The organism is Paenirhizobium daejeonense (assembly GCF_014280875.1).
In the GTDB taxonomy this organism is placed as follows: Bacteria; Pseudomonadota; Alphaproteobacteria; order Rhizobiales; family Rhizobiaceae; genus Allorhizobium; species Allorhizobium daejeonense.
In genome coordinates, this window is sequence record NZ_JACLAL010000001.1 from 430,710 (window position 1) to 444,557 (window position 13,848).

At 59.3% G+C, this 13,848-nt stretch carries 18 protein-coding genes; 9 read left to right on the top strand and 9 right to left on the bottom strand.

What is annotated here, in order from left to right:
• Positions 1-376: 376 nt before the first annotated feature.
• Positions 377-826, bottom strand: coding sequence for a MarR family winged helix-turn-helix transcriptional regulator (locus H4I99_RS02025; RefSeq protein ID WP_163904131.1), 450 nt, complete (start codon positions 824-826; stop codon positions 377-379).
• A gap of 130 nt (positions 827-956) precedes the next feature.
• Between H4I99_RS02025 and H4I99_RS02030 the strand changes: the two genes are divergently transcribed.
• The 3 genes from H4I99_RS02030 to H4I99_RS02040 all read left to right on the top strand — a co-directional run bounded on the left by H4I99_RS02030 (position 957) and on the right by H4I99_RS02040 (position 3,053).
• The gene (locus H4I99_RS02030; protein WP_163904133.1) at positions 957-1,685 is read left to right on the top strand and encodes a DUF899 domain-containing protein; all 729 of its coding nucleotides are present in this window, start codon (positions 957-959) and stop codon (positions 1,683-1,685) included.
• Positions 1,686-1,709: 24 nt separating this feature from the next.
• On the top strand, positions 1,710-2,198 hold the full coding sequence (locus H4I99_RS02035) for a DUF1579 domain-containing protein (protein WP_163904135.1): 489 nt from the start codon (positions 1,710-1,712) through the stop codon (positions 2,196-2,198).
• 69 nt (positions 2,199-2,267) lie between these two features.
• Complete coding sequence (locus H4I99_RS02040) at positions 2,268-3,053, top strand: VOC family protein (protein ID WP_425314354.1); 786 nt, start codon at positions 2,268-2,270, stop codon at positions 3,051-3,053.
• A 31-nt stretch (positions 3,054-3,084) separates the two neighbouring features.
• On the opposite strand, the gene H4I99_RS02045 is transcribed toward H4I99_RS02040, so the two are convergent.
• From H4I99_RS02045 to H4I99_RS02070, 6 genes are all read right to left on the bottom strand, one after another.
• The gene (locus tag H4I99_RS02045) at positions 3,085-3,510 is read right to left on the bottom strand and encodes a PACE efflux transporter (protein ID WP_163904139.1); all 426 of its coding nucleotides are present in this window, start codon (positions 3,508-3,510) and stop codon (positions 3,085-3,087) included.
• Between the two features lie 335 nt (positions 3,511-3,845).
• The gene (locus H4I99_RS02050; protein ID WP_163904141.1) at positions 3,846-4,079 is read right to left on the bottom strand and encodes a hypothetical protein; all 234 of its coding nucleotides are present in this window, start codon (positions 4,077-4,079) and stop codon (positions 3,846-3,848) included.
• Between the two features lie 164 nt (positions 4,080-4,243).
• Complete coding sequence (gene rpsU / locus H4I99_RS02055; RefSeq protein WP_163904143.1) at positions 4,244-4,483, bottom strand: 30S ribosomal protein S21; 240 nt, start codon at positions 4,481-4,483, stop codon at positions 4,244-4,246.
• A gap of 73 nt (positions 4,484-4,556) precedes the next feature.
• The gene (locus tag H4I99_RS24400) at positions 4,557-4,838 is read right to left on the bottom strand and encodes a cold-shock protein (RefSeq protein ID WP_244624842.1); all 282 of its coding nucleotides are present in this window, start codon (positions 4,836-4,838) and stop codon (positions 4,557-4,559) included.
• Positions 4,839-5,079: 241 nt separating this feature from the next.
• Positions 5,080-5,289 carry a cold-shock protein gene (locus H4I99_RS02065; RefSeq protein WP_163904145.1) on the bottom strand — a complete coding sequence of 70 codons (210 nt, stop codon included), beginning with the start codon at positions 5,287-5,289 and terminating at the stop codon, positions 5,080-5,082.
• A gap of 101 nt (positions 5,290-5,390) precedes the next feature.
• On the bottom strand, positions 5,391-5,660 hold the full coding sequence (locus H4I99_RS02070) for a hypothetical protein (protein ID WP_164490794.1): 270 nt from the start codon (positions 5,658-5,660) through the stop codon (positions 5,391-5,393).
• A gap of 50 nt (positions 5,661-5,710) precedes the next feature.
• On the opposite strand from H4I99_RS02070, the gene H4I99_RS02075 reads away from it, so the two are divergent.
• The 4 genes from H4I99_RS02075 to H4I99_RS02090 all read left to right on the top strand — a co-directional run bounded on the left by H4I99_RS02075 (position 5,711) and on the right by H4I99_RS02090 (position 10,897).
• The gene (locus tag H4I99_RS02075) at positions 5,711-6,511 is read left to right on the top strand and encodes a polysaccharide deacetylase family protein (RefSeq protein WP_244624843.1); all 801 of its coding nucleotides are present in this window, start codon (positions 5,711-5,713) and stop codon (positions 6,509-6,511) included.
• 172 nt (positions 6,512-6,683) lie between these two features.
• A complete protein-coding gene (locus H4I99_RS02080; protein ID WP_163904147.1) occupies positions 6,684-8,156 on the top strand; it encodes a sensor domain-containing diguanylate cyclase in 1,473 nt (490 codons plus the stop codon).
• 106 nt (positions 8,157-8,262) lie between these two features.
• Positions 8,263-9,603: an adenylate/guanylate cyclase domain-containing protein gene (locus H4I99_RS02085; protein WP_163904149.1), complete on the top strand. Its 1,341-nt coding sequence runs from the start codon at positions 8,263-8,265 to the stop codon at positions 9,601-9,603.
• A gap of 88 nt (positions 9,604-9,691) precedes the next feature.
• Positions 9,692-10,897, top strand: a complete 1,206-nt coding sequence (locus H4I99_RS02090; RefSeq protein WP_163904151.1) for a trypsin-like peptidase domain-containing protein — start codon at positions 9,692-9,694, stop codon at positions 10,895-10,897.
• A gap of 50 nt (positions 10,898-10,947) precedes the next feature.
• Here the strand turns inward: H4I99_RS02090 and H4I99_RS02095 are convergent, their stop codons facing one another.
• Positions 10,948-11,832 (bottom strand): VOC family protein, encoded by an 885-nt coding sequence (locus H4I99_RS02095; RefSeq protein WP_163904153.1) that lies wholly within the window; start codon positions 11,830-11,832, stop codon positions 10,948-10,950.
• A 306-nt stretch (positions 11,833-12,138) separates the two neighbouring features.
• Between H4I99_RS02095 and H4I99_RS02100 the strand changes: the two genes are divergently transcribed.
• Together H4I99_RS02100 and H4I99_RS02105 are read left to right on the top strand one after the other, a co-directional pair.
• Positions 12,139-12,549, top strand: coding sequence for a universal stress protein (locus H4I99_RS02100; protein ID WP_163904155.1), 411 nt, complete (start codon positions 12,139-12,141; stop codon positions 12,547-12,549).
• Between the two features lie 48 nt (positions 12,550-12,597).
• Positions 12,598-12,918 (top strand): TraR/DksA family transcriptional regulator, encoded by a 321-nt coding sequence (locus H4I99_RS02105; RefSeq protein WP_163904156.1) that lies wholly within the window; start codon positions 12,598-12,600, stop codon positions 12,916-12,918.
• Positions 12,919-13,226: 308 nt separating this feature from the next.
• Here the strand turns inward: H4I99_RS02105 and H4I99_RS02110 are convergent, their stop codons facing one another.
• A complete protein-coding gene (locus H4I99_RS02110) occupies positions 13,227-13,610 on the bottom strand; it encodes an MAPEG family protein (protein ID WP_163904158.1) in 384 nt (127 codons plus the stop codon).
• Between the last annotated feature and the right edge of the window lie 238 nt (positions 13,611-13,848).

Consider the following 13,848-nt stretch of genomic DNA (forward strand, 5'->3'; position numbering starts at 1 on the left):
CGCGATGTCCATCGCGCAAGAGAGGTATTTTCGATCAAGGACTTGATCGCGTTGGTTTCGGTGAAGAGTTTGTCAGCAGTCTGAAGGCCGGCTTCATGCCGGCCTTTCTTCGTTCTATTCCGGGCGCGGAGTTAAGAGAGGCGGGCGTTTCGTAATACCGTGACGGGCTAGACGAGGCCGCTCAGGTCTGTCACAACGCAATCGGGATGCGACTGCCGTTAGATTTAGAACGGGGTCGGGCTGCTGATTGACGTCAGGCGGCTGCCGCGAGGACACGCTGGCTGTCCCATGACTCTCCCGGAACATGGTGACTTCAACTCCTCACCTTGGAGGGCAGGGGAAGAGTGCCCGCATCGGGATGACGCGCGCCATTCCGCTATCGCGAAATTTCCATCAGGTCTTGCCTCAGCCCATCCGCGTCGCCCGAGGAAAGTTCGGCTTCGACGGCTGCGTGTGTTTCTCGCCAGATCGGTAGGGCGGCCGAGAGTATGGCGGTGCCTTCTTCGGTCAGTCGCAGCCGCTTGCCGCGTTTGTCCCTTGGATCCGCTTCGATCAAGACCCATCCTCGGCGGGTGAGCGGCTTGAGGGCGGCAGTGAGGGTGGTGCGGTCCATGGCGAGCAGATGCGCCACTGGCCCCATGGGCGGCGGTTCTGGCCGATTGAGCGCCATCATCAGCGAGAATTGCCCGTTCGTCAGTCCGACCCCCTTCATGGCCATATCGAAACGGCGCGCGAGCGCCCGGGCTGCCCGCTGCGCATGCAGACAAAGGCAGGTATCGCGAACATGGATGGTTGTGGAGAAGGGAATCGAGGGCTGGTTTGACATGTCATAAATATGTTGATATCAACGTAAATGTCAAGGTGGAACGATCCGGGGAGTGGAGCGTTGATGGTCTTGGCGTGAGGTGTAGCCTTGTGCGAGCCGCAGAATGTGCAGATCTTCGGAGGAGGAAGGAATGGAACATTCAGTCGTATCCCGTCAGGAATGGCTGGAGGCGCGCCGTGCGCTCCTGCAGAAGGAAAAGGAGGTCACCCACGCCCGCGATCGGCTAAATGCCGAGCGGCTCGCCTTGCCCTGGGTGAAGGTGGAAAAGGAGTATGTTTTCGACACGCCTTCAGGGCCGAAGACGCTGGCGGGCCTGTTCGACGGACGCAGCCAGTTGATCGTCTACCATTTCATGCTCGGCCCCGATTGGGAGGCAGGCTGTCCCGGCTGCTCTTTCCTGGCGGATCATCTCGATGGCTCGCTGCCGCATCTCAACCACCACGATGTAACGCTGGTCAGCGTGTCACGCGCTCCGATCGAAAAGATCGAGGCCTACAAGCGGCGCATGGGTTGGCGCTTCCCCTGGGTGTCGGCCTTCAGCAATGATTTCAACCGGGATTTCCACGTGTCCTTCACCCCGGAGGAACTGGCATCAGGCCATGTGACCTACAATTTCACGGAAACGCCGACGGAACAGGCGCATGACGAACTGCCGGGTCTCTCAAGCTTTTACCGGGATGCCGCCGGCAATGTCTTCCATACCTATTCCAGCTATGCGCGCGGCCCGGAAGAGCTGATCGGTACGCTGATGATCCTCGACCGCGCGCCGAAGGGCCGCAACGAAGGATCGACGATGGATTTCGTCCGCCGCCATGATGAATACGAGGAGAAGCCGAAGGCGGCGAGTTGTTGCCACTGATGCATCCGGCAGGGAGGGCCGGCCATGGAAACATCAAAACCTCGGGAGGAGCACCGCTTCCTTGAAAAACTGATCGGTGACTGGATCGTGACCTCCACGACCAGCGACGGCAATTACGATCCCTCCGATCCCGAAAAGGCATGGACCGAGAAGGTGCATGCGGTCGGCGGTCTCTGGTTCGTCTGCGAGGGCGGGGGCGTCATGCCCGATGGCCAGAGGGGTTCGGTGGTCATGACGCTCGGCTACGATCCCCGCGCCGGCCATTATGTAGGCACCTGGATCGGCTCGATGATGGACACCTTCTGGGTCTACAAGGGCTGGCTGGAGCCGGACGGCAAAACGCTGACGCTCGAAGCCGAAGGACCGGATTTCGACGATCCCTCGAAGACGGCGATTTATCACGACGTCATCAAATTCATCGACGATGACCACCGGCAGTTTTCCGGCAGCGTGCGCCAGCCGGATGGCACCTTCAGGACCTTCATGACCAGCGAAATGAGGCGGCGAGGCTAGCTTACACCCTCCCGTCGAGAGACCGGGCATTCCCGGAGCGACACAATCGGGCTCAATAAAAGAGAGAGGATTTTTCCCATGCAAGGCGGGTTTATCTGGTACGAACTGATGACGCCCGATCCGGTGGCGGCGACCGACTTCTATTCGAAGGTCACGGGCTGGACGGCGAAGGACAGCGGCATGCCCGGTATGTCCTACACGCTCTTCAACGTGCCGGGCTTCGAGATGGGCGTCGCCGGCGTGATGGAACTGACGCCGGAATTTACCGCGCGCAACATCCCGCCCAACTGGACGGGTTATGTCTGGGTCGACGATGTCGACGCCAAGGCGAAGGAATTTGCCGATAATGGCGGCGCGGTACATCACCAGCCGCAGGATATTCCGGGCATTGGCCGCTTCGCTGTGGTCGCCGATCCGCAAGGGGCGGTGCTCAGTCTTTTCAAGCCGAACATGCCGGATGGTCCCATGCCGCCAGCGCCGGCGACCGGCACGCAGGGCACCTTCGGTTGGCACGAATTGATGGCCGGCAATGGCGAAGAGGCCTTCGCCTTCTATTCGAAGATGTTCGGCTGGACCAAGGATATGGCGGTCGACATGGGCGATATGGGCGTCTACCAGTGCTTTGCCCAGGAGGGCACCCCGATTGGCGGAATGATGACCAAGCCCGCGGAGGTGTCAGCGCCCTTCTGGGGCTATTACGTCAATGTCGATGGTATTGATGCGGCGCTGGAGCGCGTTAAGGCAGGCGGCGGCACCATAATCTTCGGGCCGCAGGAAGTGCCCGGAGGCAGCTTCATCCTGCAATGCGTTGACCCGCAGGGCGCCTATTTCTGCCTCGTCTCGACGAAGCGATAGCGCGGCAAACTCCGCAGATCCGCAGGGCAGTTCAGCCCTGCGGCTGGGCGGAGGCAGGCAGGCCGAACAGCTTGTCGAAGCCGAGATTGAACAGGTAGGTATAGGCGAGGAAGAAGGCGAGCAGCCCGATATTGGTGGCGAAGGCCTCCATTATCGGCATGCCGAGCGTCCAGGACAGGACGGGGGTCAGCACGATCGCCAGTCCACCTTCGAACAGGATCGCATGAGCGGCCCGGCGGCGCGGACTTCTACCCTTCACCGGATTGCGGGCCTCCCACCATTCGAACAGCGTGGTGAAAACGAAATTCCACGACACAGCCACCGCCGATGCGGCAATCGCCGCAATGCCGGAGGATGCGGCGTCATTTCCGAGCATGGCGAAGATGAGCGTGCTGGATAAGAGGGCAAGCCCCTCGAAGGCGCAGACATAGACGATCCGGCGGAGGACTGGAGACATGACGAACTGGTTTCCGATGAATGGGCTGAATGGCGATGAAGGACGATCATCTGTCCGTTTATCGAGCAATTCGGCCAAACGTGTAAACCGGTTTGCGTTCGGAATTGGGGAAAAAATGGGAAGATAGGAAAGTGGATGCGAGACTGTCGCGATCTGAAATGCTCTACGGGAAATATCTCGAGATCAGAGACAGGCAGGCGCGCGGAATGTATGTCGTGGCGGCGGGCTGTTCGACGCGCACTCGGCCTGGGTTGGCATTGGCGGCGTCGATGAGGCGCGGAAGTCTCAAAGTGAAATCCAGCGTTTTCATCATGGAAACGAGCAAACAGGCTGTATTATCGCGCAGTGGTTGCCTTCTTGGTCGTTTTCCCGGCTTTCTGACCGGATTTTTCCATAGGGCCTTCCACCGCTTCCCGTTCGAGGCGGAGCGCTCTCAGCTTCTCGGTTTTCTTGTCACGGGCCGTGGCTTCCGATTCGATGATCTGGCGGGCCGTGTTGTCCGTCGCGCGTGCTTTGTCGCCCGCGTTCATTCGTTCCGGTTTGAAGAACTTATCCTTGGTTGCAGTCACGGGGGATCCTCCGAGGATGGGGCATGCGCCCGCGGTGCGGGCGCAAAGCCTGGCGCATCGGCCCGAGAGTGGCAATCGCTTCCGGATTACACGATGCGCAGAGTCAAACGGTCAGAGCGCCTTCCTGGGTCCGTAGAGACCCACGGCTCTCCAGGGCAGATAGGTCAGCGGGCCGGGCGAACCGCCTTTTTCGGCGCAGGCAGGAGGCCTTCGCGCTGCATCTTCTTGCGGGCAAGCTTACGCTGGCGGCGAATGGCCTCGGCCTTTTCGCGGGCGCGCTTTTCCGAAGGCTTTTCATAGGCGCTGCGCGCCTTCATTTCACGAAATACGCCTTCGCGCTGCAGCTTTTTCTTGAGAACGCGAAGAGCCTGATCAACATTGTTGTCCCGAACGAGAACCTGCAATTGAATTCCTTTCTGCGGTACTGGACCGCCTTCTACGGTTAAGGTCTATGGTTATCAGAAATGCCGCCGAAGATCAGCGGCTGGTGCGGACGGCGGAAGGCTTGAGCCATGGCTCGTCCTGGGTGTTTCCCGCCGGCTTTTGCGGAAGCACTGATTCCGTTGCCAGAGTATCGATATCCGAAAGCACGATACGCCGCTCGAAATTTTCTGCCTCGAAACGAACACGATACTGCTTTTCACCGCCGTCTGACGGCAATATGGCAACGATCCGGCAAGGAGTTCGGTTCCTGCCCCTGCCGGAGGAGCCGTCTTTGAGAACGACCACATTGCCGATTGCGGGGTTTGTAGAGTTCATGGCCTTATCCTGTTTCGGGTGTCACGATAAATCCGCCCCCGATCCAGTTCGTGGAGGCAGGCGCGTACGTGATGCAGTAACCGTCAGATGCCTGTTTGCAGCATCTCTTGCGTATGAAAGACGGAATCGGGACAAAACAAAAAGGCCGGGAATAAACCCGACCTCTTCTCGTCACTCAAACCCTGGAGCGTGTCGCTCTGCTGCTGCCAGTACATCCGTGGTCAGCGAGGGCGAATGACAATCAGGCAGCGCGAAGGTTGTCTGCCGAGTTCTTGCCCGACTTCTTGTCGCGCACGATATCATAAGAGATCTTCTGACCTTCGGTCAGTTCACGCATCCCAGACCGTTCAACGGCCGAGATGTGAACGAAAACGTCGGTGGAGCCTTCGTCAGGCTGAATAAAGCCGAAGCCCTTGGTGCTGTTGAACCACTTTACGGTGCCGGTATTCATAACGATTTCCTTTCAATCGTATAGTTCGCCGGGGAGATATTCGTCCGGCTTGATCGATGTTGAGCGGAAATCTGACCGTGCGCCGTAGCACTTAGACAAAGTCACAAGCAATCTTCGATAAAGGCAATATAGGCCTTCTCGTACGTAATGCAATGAAGAAATGAAAAATGTTCGTGGCCACGATTTTTGCGAGTGGCGGAAAAATGACGCGAAACCCTGTTTTTGCTCGGGATAATCTTGTTTCCGATCGCATATTTCTTGACGGGTTGGGCATCCCTGCAACTGTGTTCGACAGGATCTTGTCTCGGCTTTTGGTCGTTTCCCGCCACAATTTTGGCTTGCTCCGGGAAGAAGCATTCCCGACCTTTCATGACGAGCGCTCGACGCCGCGATTCTCGTCCTTCCTGGTGGTTTTTTGTTCATGCGCCGATCAATGCTCCTGTCCCGCCGCGCTTTTTGCGCCTGCCTCGCCTGCGGTCTTGCCGCCCCGCGCGCCATGGCTTCGGATCCCTCCGTTCCGCCGGCTGTCGCGGGAGCCGAGGTCAAGGGCACGCTGGAGCCACGTCTCAATGTGCCATGGAGCGGCAACCACGCAGCCCCCCACGTCGCGCTGACACTCGATGCCTGTTCCGGCCATGTCGACATGCGCATCCTCTCGGTGCTGCTGGACGAACAGATCCCGGCGACGATCTTCGTCACCGCCCGTTGGCTGCGCAGGAACGCCGAGGCGCTGGCCTTGCTCAAGAGCCGGCCGGACCTCTTCGAGCTTGAAAACCATGGCCTGAACCATGTGCCGGCGATTGATCGTCCCGGAACCGTCTACGGCATTCCGACCGCAGGATCGATGGAGGCGGTGGTAAGCGAGGTCGAGGAGGGCGCAAAATGGATGGTTAAGGACGGCATTGCCGCGCCGCACTGGTTCCGGGGCGCGACGGCGCGTTACACCCCGGCTTCCGTGACCGCGATCGAAGGGCTGGGCTACCGCATCGCCGGGTTCTCGTTGAACGGCGACCAGGGCGCCTCGCTGCCTGCGGGCGCCGTTGCCAAACGCATCGCCGCTGCCCGCGATGGCGACGTCATCATATCCCACGTCAACCACCCGGAGCGCGACTCGGGCGCGGGTGTTGCAAGGGGTGTGGCGGCTCTCAAGGCCCGCGGTGCCGTCTTCGTCCGGCTGGACATGTTCGACGGGACGGAAGTGGCCGGAGCGGTGCGGCAGTAGGCAGAGGGCGACGCCATCGGAACATTGTCGAGGTCCGTTTCGGGCATACGTGGCAATGTCGCCCGTTACCGCTTCCCTTAAGATGTGTTTACCATTGAGTGCTAAAGCTGCGGGTGTCGCCGGGAACAAGTCCGCAGCGGCATGCTTTCCAACCTCGATCCCAGGAGGTTCAATGCCCGAGGCATTTGATTCCGATATTTTCAACCTCGCACCGATCGCCATGTGGATCGAGGATTTCAGCGAGGTGAAAGCCCTGTTCGATATCTGGCGCGCGCAGGGGGTAACGGATATCAAAGCCTTTCTGCGGGAGGAGGTCTCGCGGGTTTCGGAATGTTCCCGCCGAATCCGCGTGCTCGACGTGAACCGGAAGACGCTCGATCTGTTCGAGGCCGATGACCTCGATCATCTCAGGGCAAACACTGCAAAGGTGTTCCGTGACGACATGCTCGAGACCCATATCAATGAGTTGGCCGACCTCTTCGACGGAAAGCAGACCTTCTCGAGCGCGACGGTGAACTACACCCTTTCCGGCAAGCGGCTGGATATCCAGCTTCGCGGTGCCGTCATGCCGGGATACGAGACCACACTCGGCAAGCTGCTCCTGACGACGGAAGACGTGACCGTCCGGGAAGAGGCGCGGAGGGCGGAAAACATCCAGAGACGTTACGCCGAAGGTATCTTCGAGCATTCGCCGGTGTCGCTTTGGGTCGAGGATTTCAGTTCCATCCGGTCGCTGATAGAGGAAGTCCGCGAACGTGGTATCACCGACTTCCGGACCTTCATGGATGTACATCCGGAATTCGTGCGCCAGTGCATGAGCGAGATCAGCGTCCTCGACGTCAATCAGGCGACGCTCGATCTGTTCTGTGCTCCAGACAGGCAGACACTGCTGCAGCGTCTCAACGAGATCTTCCGCGACGAGATGGAAAAGCCCTTCCGCGAGCAGCTCATGGAGCTGTGGAACGGCAATCTCTTCCATCATCGCGAGGTCATCAACTACGCACTGGACGGGTCCGAGCGGCATATCCTGCTGCATTTTGCCGTCTTTCCCGGACATGAGAAGGACTGGTCCCGCGTGCAGGTGGCGTTGGCGGATATCACCGCTCGCAAGAAGGCCGAGGCTTATCTCGAATATCTCGGCAAGCACGACGTGCTGACGAAGCTCTACAACCGCGCCTTCTACGCCGACGAGATCAACCGGCTGGAGCGCAAGCCGCTTCGCCCGGTTTCGGTGATCATGATCGACCTGAACGGGCTGAAGGAGGCGAACGACCAGCTCGGCCACGATGCCGGCGACGCCCTGCTGCGCCGGTTCGGCGAGATCCTGAACGGTGCGGTCTCCCAGCCCAACCATGCGGCACGGATCGGCGGCGACGAATTTGCGGTCTTGATGCCGGGCGCTGACGCCAAGGCTGCAGCCGCCATGGTGGATACCATCAACGAGCTTCTGAAGATCAATAACCAGTTCTATTCCACCGCACCGCTCGGAATGTCGCTGGGGGCCGCGACGAGCGAACCCGGCGAATCCATGGAAGCCGTCGTCAAGCGCGCCGATATGCTGATGTACGAGCAGAAAAAGGCGTATTATGAAACGAAGGGTATTACGGGATTCGGGACAGGCAGGACGGCGGGCCGGGCTTCTTAAGGAGGCAGGGCCCTTGCGCTAGCCGCGCAGATGCGCTCTGGCGTTTACCGAAGAATTTCCTATATGAAACGGCGCTCCTGAACGAACCCTCCGAGGAAACTTTCCGATGGAATCTCCGGCGCGAAGACTGACCACGCTGAAGTCGATCCCGGATGCGGAAATCGAGGCCGAGAGGGCGCTTGCGGTTCTCAGACTTTTCTGTGCTCTGGTACTGCTGATGCCGCATTTCATCGAGCCGCTGTTCGGCCTGGGGGGTGGGCCGGCGCGCTGGCAGGTCCCGTCCGTGCTGTCGCTGGCAACCTTGTCACTCAGCGGTCTTCTGGCGCTCTTCCTGATCAGACTCGGCAAATTCAGTTCCTGGATGCGTTATGTATTCGCCTTCATGGATGCCGCCATGCTGGCAACGGTCTGCTACCTGTCGCTGACCTTCCATGGTCTTTCGGGCAACTGGATCTTTGCTGCCCCCGTAACCTGGGCGATTCCGCTGTTGCTTACGGTCGGCGCGCTGCGCTATCAGCCGGCGATCCAGATCTGGTCCACGTTCCTGTTTTTCCTCGCGCTCGTACTCGTCGCTTTTGTCCTTCCCTGGGAGGATAGCGAGAAGACGGCCGTTACCGCCGGCGTCGCGTCGCTGTTCTCGCCATTGCCATCGATTGCCCGCCTCTCCCTCATCGTGCTTACGGGCCTTGCGTCGGTGGTGGTGATGTATCGTTCCCGCTCGTTGCTGCGGCGCGCCCGACGGGAGGCTTACGCCACTTCCGAACTGTCACGCTTCCTGCCGCCGGAAATCGTACCGCTGGTGACCGAAAGCGACGAGTGGCGGCAGGGGCGCAAGCAGATCGTGGCGATCCTTTTCGTCGATATCCGCAACTCCACCCATATGGCAGAAGGGCTCGATCCCAAGGCGGTGACGAAACTCATTCGCTCCTTTCGCTCCATCGTCCAGCGGGCCGCCCGCGCCCATGGGGGCGTGATCGACAAGTTCGTGGGCGATGGCGCCATGCTGGTGTTCGGCGTGCCCCATCCCTCGGGAGACGATGCCGCGAGAAGCCTGAACTGCGCCCGCGAGATCCTCCGCTTGATTGATGAACGCAACGCTTCCGTCGAGGCGGCGGATCGCTTCTCGGTGGGTATCGGCGTTCACCGGGGCAAGGTCTATTGTGGCATCGTCGGCGATGACGAACGCCGTGAGTTCACCGTGATCGGCGATGCCGTCAACGTCGCCGCACGCATAGAGCAGGCAACCAAGCAGTTCTGCGTGCCCCTTCTGGCCTCCGGCCAGGTGGTCGAGGCGGCAAACGAGAACGATCTGTGGGAAATCACGAGTTCCGAACCGCTCCGGGGCCGCCAGCAATCCATCTGCCTCATGGCGCCGAAGGCTCAGGCCAGGAGTGAGGACCGTGAGCAGACAGATGCCATCACTCCGCCACCGTCGATAGCCGGCTGAATTCTTCGCCGTTCAGGCCGTTTTACAAGAAGAGGTTGAAAACCCTCCCGCTGGGCGTCTAGTCTTCCTTCACCATGAGGGTAGGGCGATGGTGAAGCTTTCGGCGATAGCTGCGTTGATGTTCGTATCTTGTTTTTGTTGCGTTCAAGCCGAAGGGGTAAAATCTTCGGGAACTGGTTTTGCTGTCACATCGGACGGTTGGATTCTAACGAATGCGCATGTGATCGATGGTTGCGAGCGGGTGGATGTGAAAGGCGTGGGAACGGTCTCTGCTTCCAGGGTGGATGCTGTTAATGACCTCGCGCTGATACAAGTCTCATCGACAAAGCCGCTGATGCCGTTGGAGTTCCGCCGCGCGCCAGTTCGCTTGGGGGAGGATATTGTTGCCATAGGATATCCGCTCGCCGGCCTTCTGTCTGATTCCATCAAGATCACGACCGGAAACGTGAATGCTCTTGCCGGTCCGCAGAACGATACACGCTATATACAGATATCGACCCCAATTCAGCCCGGTAATTCTGGCGGCCCTGTCGTGGATAAGGATGGTATGCTGATAGGCATAACCAGTGCCACCTTGTCCAAGCAAGTTGCTGACGCCATCGGTATCACAGCCCAGAATGTCAATTTCGCCATTCGCGCATCGGTGGCCGAGCTTTTTCTCCAGTCTCAAAGCATAACGGGTACCTCGGGTGATCACACTGTTGACCAGCCACCGTCATCAACTGCGGATCTCGCAGATAAACTTTCGCCATCGGTCTATTATATCCAGTGTTTCGGTAATATGGAGGCCAGCGTACCCGCTGACTTAAGTGACGTCAGGAAAAGTAACGCGCCCCAACAAGCATTGGCTCCAGTGATGCTTGAGATGAGCGGCTATGACGCCATCGGTTTCGATTATACTAACCGTCCGGACATCTCGTATCTCGGCTGCAAAGCTGCTTGCGAAAGCGATGCCCAATGCAAGGCCATCACATATAACACCAAATACAGCGTTTGCTTCCTGAAATACGACGTAGTCGCGTTGATCCGCAACAGCGACGCATTAGCTGCCTATACGTCGTCCAAGTCGAAAGATGTCATTGTTTCCGATTTTACCAGTTATTCAGACGTCGACCTGCCGGGGGGAGACTACAAGCGCTTCCAGAAGACCGATTACATTCAGTGTTTCGTGAGTTGCCTTGAGGAGAATGCCTGCAAGGCATTCTCCTATGTGCGCAAGAAGCATGAATGCTGGCTAAAGAATCGCCTAGGCACCCCGAGACGCGTTAAGGGTGTCGAACTCGGTGTAAAGTGAATATGCTGGCGGGAGAAATCCCGAAATCCTGCTTCTTTCAGGAGGTTTCGTCATTCCGCTGCGGTCAGCGTCAGGCCGATGCCCCACGGATCCTTCAGCACATGCCCCTCGGCCGAGCGGGTGACCGGGATTTCGAGGCTTTCCAGCGTGGCGAGCGCGGTATCGAGCGCTTTCCTGTCGTTGAAGGTCAGCGAGTAGTCCGAGAGGCCGGACATGGCTCCCTCGCGGCTGGTCGCGCCACGGCTGTTCCAGATGTTGGCGGCGACATGGTGGTGGTAGGTGCCGGCCCCGAAGAAGCTTGCGCCGGGATAGACGGCCATCTTCTTCAGCCCGAGCACGCCTTCGTAGAAGCGGTTGGCTTCCGGAATGTTGCCGACCTGCAGATGCATGTGGCCGATTGCCGCCCTGTCCGTCATGCCACCCCACCGGGTCTTCGGAGCGTTGTCATAGAGACCCTGCAGGTCGAGATGCAGCGTCGCCATCTCGACGGTTCCATCCGACAGGAACGTCCAGTCCCCGACGGGACGGTCGGCATAAACCTCGATGCCGTTACCCTCGGGGTCGGAGAGATAGATCGCCTCGCTCACCAGATGGTCGGAAGCGCCGTCAAGGCGCACGCCATGCGCGACGGCATGGGCGAGCCAGTGACCGAGTTCGTTGCGGTCGGGCAGCAGAAAGGCGGTGTGGAACAGGCCGGCGGCGTTGCGCGGGGCGCGCTGCACATTGCCTGCGGTCGTCAGCATCAGGAGCGGCTTGCCGCCCGCGCCGAGCACGGCTCCGCTTGCCGTCTGCTCGATTACCTGAAGGCCGAGCATGGTTTCGTAGAACTGCTTCACCCGGTCGAGATCGCTCACCACCAGATGGCTGCGGCCCACATGGACCGGCCGCGTCAGCGCGAAGCTCTGCGTTACGTTGATCGTATTTGTGTCTGTCATGGATATCTCCTGGGGATCGGCGACGCTTGTTGTTTTCGGCCAGCGGCTGCGGCATCTCTTGCGCCACGCCCGTCCGTGCAGACCGATCCTTTTCCTCATCTCTGCTTGGGTCTAATATGAATACGTCGCATCGTTCACGTAAGACCGGATAAAGTGGATTTATCGTTCGATGATTGTTGACGGTCCTTCGCTTTAATCAGGTGCCCAAAATTGATCCTGATCAATGCGGGAAGAGGCCCGGCGAACCATGGTACGGACAAAGAGAGGAAACGCGGCGGGGACGGTCGCAGATAAAAGGAGAAAGTCATGTACAAGAAAATTATTGTTCCGGTGGATTGCGGACAGCTCGACAAGGGCGAGAAGATCCTGCGCAAGGCCGCTTCGCTGCTCGATGCCGGTGGTGAAATCATTCTTTTGACGGTGGTCGAGGACATGCCGGGCTATCTGGCAATCGACCTGCCGGTGGATGTCATCGAAGGCGCGATCAAGGACGGCAAGGCGAAGCTGGTCGAGCTCAAGGAAAAGACCGCAATCGACGCCCGCGTCGAGATCCGTTCGGGCGCTCCGGCGCGTGAAATCCTGGCCGCTGCCGGCGAGCACGGCGCCGATCTCATCATTATCGCCTCGCATATTCCGGATCTCGCCAACTACTTCATCGGCGCCACCGCCGACCGCGTCGTCCGTCACGCAAAATGCTCGGTTCTTGTTGACCGCTGAACGGCGGGAGAACAGACAGAAAATATAGACATTGAGGAAACATCCGGGATGGACACCGCAAGATACGAAAAGATCCTCAAGGATCGGCAGCAGGAAATCCTGGCCCGCCTGCACAAGATCGACACCGATCTTGGCCGGCCACGGGATCAGGATAGCGAGGAGCAGGCCATCGAGGCTGAAAACGACGAAGTCCTTGAGGAGTTCGGCGACGTCGGCGAGAAGGAGCTGAAGGCGATCGACGCGGCGCTCGACCGCATCGCGAACGGCACCTTCGGCACATGCGTCAAGTGTGGCCAGCCGATCTCCGAGCAGCGCCTCGCGGCAGTGCCCTACGCGCCCTTCTGCCAGGAATGCGCCTCCGGCAAGTAGGCAAGGGTGTCGGCAAATGAAATAGTGCGAGGGCGCGTGTATGCGTCCCCGGACTACTTGCGGAAGTCTTGGTTGGTCCGATCTTTGTGATCCGGCGCTGCAGCATCCACTGTCGTCATTCCGGCCTCGAGCCGGAATCCAGCGCGATCAAGTCCGTGATCGCAAAAGAGTCTCTTGCGCGATGGACATCGCGCTGCTGGGTGCCGGAAAAAGTCCGGCATGACAGAGAAGGGGAGGACTGCGCTCAATACGGACTTTTTCAGCAGTCCGGGGACGCATACGCGCCTTCTTGCCCTCTCCCGCGAAAGTCAAGACATCTTCAGCAATGCGCCGATCGTGCCGCCGACGAGCAGCACGATGCCGATCAGCGTCGTGAGAGCCGCGCCCGGTCCACGCTTCCTGGCGTCGGCATAATATTCCGAGGCATAGAGCACGCGCGCGGCCGTCCAGCACAGGCCGAGCAGGCCCGCGAGGGCATCCGAGGTATAATAACCGAACAGCCAGAGGGAAGGCAGGAAGAGCACCAGTTGCTCGACGGTATTCTGCTGGACGCGGAAGATCCGCTCGAAATTCGCATTGCCGGAAACCTTTGGCGCCTCGACGCCGAACTGTTTGCGGGCGCGCGCCACCTTCACCATGAACCACACATAGGTAATCAGCGCCGCGAATGTGGCGAGCACGGTGAAGCGCATGTCGTCGATCCTCGAAGTGTGAAACCGCTAAATACCGGATTGGTAAGGGAAAGGCGGGTGCTTCGCAAGCCGAGGAGGTTTGCCGTCAAAGGCCGGCGGTTTCCCTGAATTGCGCTTGCCTGTGCTCACGGAGTATTCCAGATCCGTCCGAAGGTTGACTTGTTCCGGCCGGTGAATTCGCCCATGATGAAACCTTGGCGCATTGGCCCGAAAATCGGGGTCGATTTTCTGGAGGACC

Coding starts and splice junctions, on each gene's coding strand:
- H4I99_RS02095 (WP_163904153.1), bottom strand. CDS start 11,832: ATGACAGACACAAATACGATCAACGTAACGCAGAGCTTCGCGCTGACG.
- H4I99_RS02045 (WP_163904139.1), bottom strand. CDS start 3,510: ATGTCTCCAGTCCTCCGCCGGATCGTCTATGTCTGCGCCTTCGAGGGG.
- H4I99_RS02025 (WP_163904131.1), bottom strand. CDS start 826: ATGTCAAACCAGCCCTCGATTCCCTTCTCCACAACCATCCATGTTCGC.
- H4I99_RS02030 (WP_163904133.1), top strand. CDS start 957: ATGGAACATTCAGTCGTATCCCGTCAGGAATGGCTGGAGGCGCGCCGT.
- H4I99_RS02035 (WP_163904135.1), top strand. CDS start 1,710: ATGGAAACATCAAAACCTCGGGAGGAGCACCGCTTCCTTGAAAAACTG.
- H4I99_RS24400 (WP_244624842.1), bottom strand. CDS start 4,838: ATGAACTCTACAAACCCCGCAATCGGCAATGTGGTCGTTCTCAAAGAC.
- H4I99_RS02065 (WP_163904145.1), bottom strand. CDS start 5,289: ATGAATACCGGCACCGTAAAGTGGTTCAACAGCACCAAGGGCTTCGGC.
- H4I99_RS02100 (WP_163904155.1), top strand. CDS start 12,139: ATGTACAAGAAAATTATTGTTCCGGTGGATTGCGGACAGCTCGACAAG.
- H4I99_RS02105 (WP_163904156.1), top strand. CDS start 12,598: ATGGACACCGCAAGATACGAAAAGATCCTCAAGGATCGGCAGCAGGAA.
- H4I99_RS02090 (WP_163904151.1), top strand. CDS start 9,692: ATGGTGAAGCTTTCGGCGATAGCTGCGTTGATGTTCGTATCTTGTTTT.
- H4I99_RS02110 (WP_163904158.1), bottom strand. CDS start 13,610: ATGCGCTTCACCGTGCTCGCCACATTCGCGGCGCTGATTACCTATGTG.
- H4I99_RS02070 (WP_164490794.1), bottom strand. CDS start 5,660: ATGAAAGGTCGGGAATGCTTCTTCCCGGAGCAAGCCAAAATTGTGGCG.
- H4I99_RS02085 (WP_163904149.1), top strand. CDS start 8,263: ATGGAATCTCCGGCGCGAAGACTGACCACGCTGAAGTCGATCCCGGAT.
- H4I99_RS02080 (WP_163904147.1), top strand. CDS start 6,684: ATGCCCGAGGCATTTGATTCCGATATTTTCAACCTCGCACCGATCGCC.
- H4I99_RS02075 (WP_244624843.1), top strand. CDS start 5,711: ATGCGCCGATCAATGCTCCTGTCCCGCCGCGCTTTTTGCGCCTGCCTC.